This is a genomic window from Frankia sp. AgKG'84/4 (genome assembly GCF_023242965.2).
Taxonomy (GTDB): Bacteria; Actinomycetota; Actinomycetes; order Frankiales; family Frankiaceae; genus Frankia.
Genome location: NZ_JALKFU020000474.1, coordinates 1 through 4233, shown reverse-complemented (window position 1 = coordinate 4233; position 4233 = coordinate 1). Strand labels below are relative to the sequence as shown.

At 70.4% G+C, this 4233-nt stretch carries 7 protein-coding genes; 3 read left to right on the top strand and 4 right to left on the bottom strand.

Annotated elements, in window-relative coordinates; all coding sequences use genetic code 11:
- Positions 1-806, bottom strand: an 806-nt coding sequence (locus MXD58_RS21510) for a phytoene desaturase family protein (protein ID WP_250609807.1), incomplete at its 3' end; no start/stop codon positions are given.
- 423 nt (positions 807-1229) lie between these two features.
- Between MXD58_RS21510 and MXD58_RS21505 the strand changes: the two genes are divergently transcribed.
- Positions 1230-1664 carry a response regulator gene (locus MXD58_RS21505; protein WP_248839393.1) on the top strand — a complete coding sequence of 145 codons (435 nt, stop codon included), beginning with the start codon at positions 1230-1232 and terminating at the stop codon, positions 1662-1664.
- Positions 1665-1703: 39 nt separating this feature from the next.
- Here MXD58_RS21505 and MXD58_RS21500 read toward each other — a convergent pair whose 3' ends face one another.
- From MXD58_RS21500 to MXD58_RS21490, 3 genes are read right to left on the bottom strand one after another with little or no spacing between them, the layout of a single operon-like run.
- Positions 1704-1967, bottom strand: coding sequence for an acyl carrier protein (locus tag MXD58_RS21500; protein ID WP_248839392.1), 264 nt, complete (start codon positions 1965-1967; stop codon positions 1704-1706).
- 29 nt (positions 1968-1996) lie between these two features.
- On the bottom strand, positions 1997-2620 hold the full coding sequence (locus MXD58_RS21495; protein ID WP_248839391.1) for a PaaI family thioesterase: 624 nt from the start codon (positions 2618-2620) through the stop codon (positions 1997-1999).
- Positions 2621-2627: 7 nt separating this feature from the next.
- Positions 2628-3440 (bottom strand): ferritin-like domain-containing protein, encoded by an 813-nt coding sequence (locus MXD58_RS21490; protein ID WP_248839390.1) that lies wholly within the window; start codon positions 3438-3440, stop codon positions 2628-2630.
- A gap of 278 nt (positions 3441-3718) precedes the next feature.
- Between MXD58_RS21490 and MXD58_RS21485 the strand changes: the two genes are divergently transcribed.
- Together MXD58_RS21485 and MXD58_RS21480 are read left to right on the top strand one after the other, a co-directional pair.
- The gene (locus MXD58_RS21485) at positions 3719-4003 is read left to right on the top strand and encodes a DUF4242 domain-containing protein (protein WP_248839389.1); all 285 of its coding nucleotides are present in this window, start codon (positions 3719-3721) and stop codon (positions 4001-4003) included.
- A partial coding sequence (locus tag MXD58_RS21480; protein ID WP_250609806.1) for an ATP-binding protein occupies positions 4000-4233 on the top strand: 234 nt, incomplete at its 3' end. The genes MXD58_RS21485 and MXD58_RS21480, both read left to right, overlap by 4 nt.

The window sequence follows — 4233 nt, the reverse complement described above, 5'->3', positions numbered from 1 at the left end:
GGGTCGAGCAGGCCGGCGGCGGCGCGGGCGAGCAGCGCGGGGTCGGTGAGCAGCCGGCGCACCAGGGCGGCGGTGAGCTGGCCGGCGCCGCCCTGGGGCACGGGGAAACCGACATCCTGGCCGAGCATCGCCAGCAGCCAGCCGAACAGCGCCGACCCGGCGGCCTCCGGCGCCAGATCGGTGTGCAGGGCGTTGCCCGCGAGCAGCAGCCCGGCGCCGTCCCCGGCGAACTCCTCGTCGGCGAAGCGACGCACCGGCAGCAGCGCGAACCGCGCGAACCGCAGCGTCTGCCCCACCCCCATCCCGCGCGCCAGGCGGGCGCCCGCACGCACCGGCGGGAACGGCGTCGCCACCAGCGCCTCGACCAACGGTTCCCGGATCCGCTGCCACCGGTCGACCTGGGCGCGCCACGCCCCCGCGTCCGCCGGTGCGAACTCGGCGAGTGAACGGGCCGTGGCGTCCAGATCCGTCGACAGCACGGCGCACCGGCCGTCCGGCAGCGGATGGGCGAGCACCTGCGGCGCGCGCACCCAGCGCAGCCCGCTGCTCTCCAGGTCGAGCGCGCGCAGCACCGGCGACGCGGCGGCCAGCGGGTAGAAGGCGCTGAACAGGTCGGTGACGTACCCGGGCCGCACCGTCTCGCCCGACCGGCAGGCGCCGCCCGCCTCGGCCGCCGCCTCGCAGACGACGACCTCCCAGCCGGCGTCCGCGAGGATGTTCGCCGCCACCAGCCCGTTGACCCCGGCACCGATCACCACCGCATCGGCCGTCCCGGCCCAGGGGGTCGCCGCTCGGTGGTCTGACACGGTGCCGGGACTGTCCATGAACGCTGCCTACCCCACCCTGGCGACGCCCACAACCGGTCGCCGCCAGGTCAGGGCCGGAATCGGGCCACGGCCGCGGTCCGGACCGCGGGTACACCGCCGCCGAAGCGGGCGGGCGGCGACGATATCCAGACCGGTCGCGGATATTCGCACCCGCCTGATCACCCGAGAACCCACGCGAGGTCGGCACGCTCCGCGCGCATCAGCCGGCGGCGGGACCCTGGCAATCCGGTCAGGTATTCGTGGCCTTGGGTCAGCCCCTGCGGCGACTCCGTGAAACCGCGTGACGACGTGCCGCAGCTCATCCAACGCTCTGCGCGAACGCAAACGCCCAGGCGGGCGTGTGCGATGATTGCGAGGCACTCGACCGGGTGCGAGCGTGAGGGGCATGGAGTCAGAATTCCGATGAACGCCGCAGCACCGAGCCGTCCCTACAATGTCCTGCTCGCCGAGGACGACCCCGGCGACGTCATGCTCGTCGAGGAGGCGTTCCTCTCCCGAGGCTTCGGCCAGACCCTGCACACCGTCAGCGACGGTGTGCAGGCCCTGGAATTTCTGCGCGACCCGTCGGCGCCGCTGCCCGACCTGATCATTCTTGATCTGAACATGCCCCGGCTGGGCGGGCGTGACACGCTTGCCGCGATCAGGTCCGATCCCGCGCTCGCGCGCATTCCGGTCGTCATCCTGACGACGTCCGACGCGCCCAGTGACGTCATCGGCAGCTACGAACTTCACGCGAGTGCCTACGTCTGCAAACCGACCGATCTGGACGCTTTCCTCGCCGCCGTCCACAGCATCGACGACTTCTACCTCGGCCTCGTCCGCCTGCCCCCCACCTGACCTGATCGCGCGGCGGTCAGTGTGGTCGGCCGTGGTGGTTCAGACCGTGGTCGCCGCGGTGAGGCCGGCCTGGACGGCGCGGACGACGTCGTTGATGGTGGCGAGGGTGAAGACGTCCTCGTCGTCGATCTCGATGCCGTAGGTGCGTTCCACCCGCGAGATCATGACGAGAACCTTCACCGAGTCCGCGCCTTCGGCGCCGCGCAGGTCCAGATCGGGGGCCAGGCGGTCGACGGGGATCCCGATCTCGCGGTGGACGATCTCGGTGACGGTACGGACAATGTCGTCGTGCGACGGTGTCATCGTGGCTCCTTCGGCACGCGGGGTGGGAGTCAGTGGGAGGTGCCGGCGACCGGCGCCGCGCTGGTCAACCGGGTCGCCGCGAGGACCGCTTCGACCTGGTCGAACTCCTCCGGGCGCAGGTCCATGCGCTGGCGGGCGCTGTCCATCGAGATCGGCCGGTAGGTGGCGTTCGCCGAGGCCACCAGGGCGCCGTCGGCATCGAGGATCTCGGACTCCGCGCGCACCAGGCCGCCCACCCCCGCCGGCGTCGAGCCCGCCTCGGGCCCGCCGGGGAGCAGCCGGGCGACGCACTGGTAGTCCGTGTCGATTCGCATCGAGGTGACGTACCGCAGACGCATCCCGGTGGTGAGCGCGGTCAGGCCGGTGCGCAGGACGAGGAGGTTGCCCATCGTCTCGTCGCAGATGACCCCGATCAGGCCGCCGTGGACGATCCCCGGGTAGGACTCGAAGCCGCGGCCCAGCCGGAATCGGGTGTCGATCTCGCCGTCGGGCCGGGCGGCGAACCGCAGGCGCAGGCCGCTGCTGTTGTGCGGGGAGCAGCCGAAGCAGCGGTAGTCCGCCAGCACCGACCACGGCACCGGCAGATACTCCCCACCGGTCGCCTCGGGCGCCTGCCCGGCGGGCTGGGGCTCGATCGGATGGCTGTGCATCATCGGGTGCTCAGCCGGCCAGGTCGGCCATCGCATGCCGGATCCCGGCGTTGCGGCTGAGGTCGTAACCGACGGCCGTGCCGAGCATGCGGCGGAGCTTGGCCTGCAGCCTGTCCAGCGCGTCCGGCGGCGAGATCTGGATGAAGACGTCGATCACGTCGTCCACGGTCTCGTGGCCGCGCATTTCCTCGACGCGCTGGTGCTTGTAGACCCCGACCGGGTGGTTCAGCCGCGAGCTGGTGACGTAGAAGTGAATTCTTTCCAACACGGACTTCAGTTCGTGCGGGTGGGCTTCCAGGCGGCGCTTCAGGTAGTAGAGGAACTCGCGGGCGTGGCCCGCCTCGTCCCGGCTGGCGCGCAGGAACAGGTCGGCGAGGACCGGCTCCTCGACCCATTCCGACAACGCCCGGTAGACCGTGTTCACGATGATCTCGGAGATCACGTTGGTGGTCAGCGTGGCGCTGGGCGTGACGCCGGCCTCGTAGGGCTCACGCAGGGATTCGATCTTGGCCTGGTCGATGTGCACATCGACGCCGCGCAGCCAGGCGCGGAAGGCGTAGTGATGTTGCAGCTCCTGGTACGCCCAGACGGCGACGAAGGCCGAGCAGTCGTAGTCATCGTCGAACTCGCTGAGGAAGCCGTGCAGGCCGGGAAGCGAGGTGGCCTCCCCCATGACGACACCCTTTACCAGCGGTATGTAGGACGGCTGGACCAGATCCTGCCTGATGTTGTCCAGATCGAGGTCGGAAACCTTCCACTGGAGGCGCTCGTAGTGGGTGAAGACTTCGAAACTGTGGGCGCTTTCCGGCGCGACAGTCGACATGAGTGAACTCCTTCTGCGTTACCTCGCAGACCATTCCATGCCCACCGTAGGCGGGCATCCCGACAACAACAACCCTCCGCCCTGATCTACAATCGGGCCATTTACATCCGCTATCCACCGACCGGAGGTAACGGATATGCCTTGGTGGCCGGCCACCCACACATGGGTATCCGGGAGGCGAACATAGGGAGTCATTCCCGATGTCGGGATGCCGCGGCGCGGCGAAAGTGATGGCACACCGGACGGCAGCGGGCCGCCGGCTCGAAAGGAGCACCACCATGCCTCGCTTCGTCATTGAGCGTGAGATCCCCGGCGCCGGCAACCTCAGCCAGGAGGAGCTGGCCGAGATCGCCCGCACCTCCAACGAGGCCGTGGCGTCGCTCGGGGTGCCTTACACCTGGGTCAACAGCTACGTCACCGGCGACAAGATCTACTGCGTGCACGAGGCGGACGACGCGGAGACGATCCTCGAGCACGCCCGCCGCGGCGGCTTCCCCGCCAACAGCGTCGCGGCCGTCGCGACCGAGTTCGGCCCGCGCAGCGCCGCGACGGCGTCGCGGTGACCGTCGCCCCGATGACGGGGCCGACGTCGCGGCGGGGCGTTCGACGATTCCACGTCGGCGCCCCACCCACCCGCCTCTACCCTGTGCGGGTGGAGCTCCTCGAACGGGACCGTGAGGTCGACGCCGTGCGCGCGGCGATCGACCAGGCGGCAGCCGGGCAGGGATCGGGTGTCGCGGTCACCGGCGAGCCGGGCGCGGGCAAGTCGGCCCTGCTCGCGGCGGCCCGGGCG

What these genes read in the sequence shown, in the direction of transcription:
- MXD58_RS21495 (WP_248839391.1), bottom strand. Translation starts at nt 2,620, where the DNA reads ATGATGCACAGCCATCCGATCGAGCCCCAGCCCGCCGGGCAGGCGCCC.
- MXD58_RS21500 (WP_248839392.1), bottom strand. Translation starts at nt 1,967, where the DNA reads ATGACACCGTCGCACGACGACATTGTCCGTACCGTCACCGAGATCGTC.
- MXD58_RS21490 (WP_248839390.1), bottom strand. Translation starts at nt 3,440, where the DNA reads ATGTCGACTGTCGCGCCGGAAAGCGCCCACAGTTTCGAAGTCTTCACC.
- MXD58_RS21505 (WP_248839393.1), top strand. Translation starts at nt 1,230, where the DNA reads ATGAACGCCGCAGCACCGAGCCGTCCCTACAATGTCCTGCTCGCCGAG.
- MXD58_RS21485 (WP_248839389.1), top strand. Translation starts at nt 3,719, where the DNA reads ATGCCTCGCTTCGTCATTGAGCGTGAGATCCCCGGCGCCGGCAACCTC.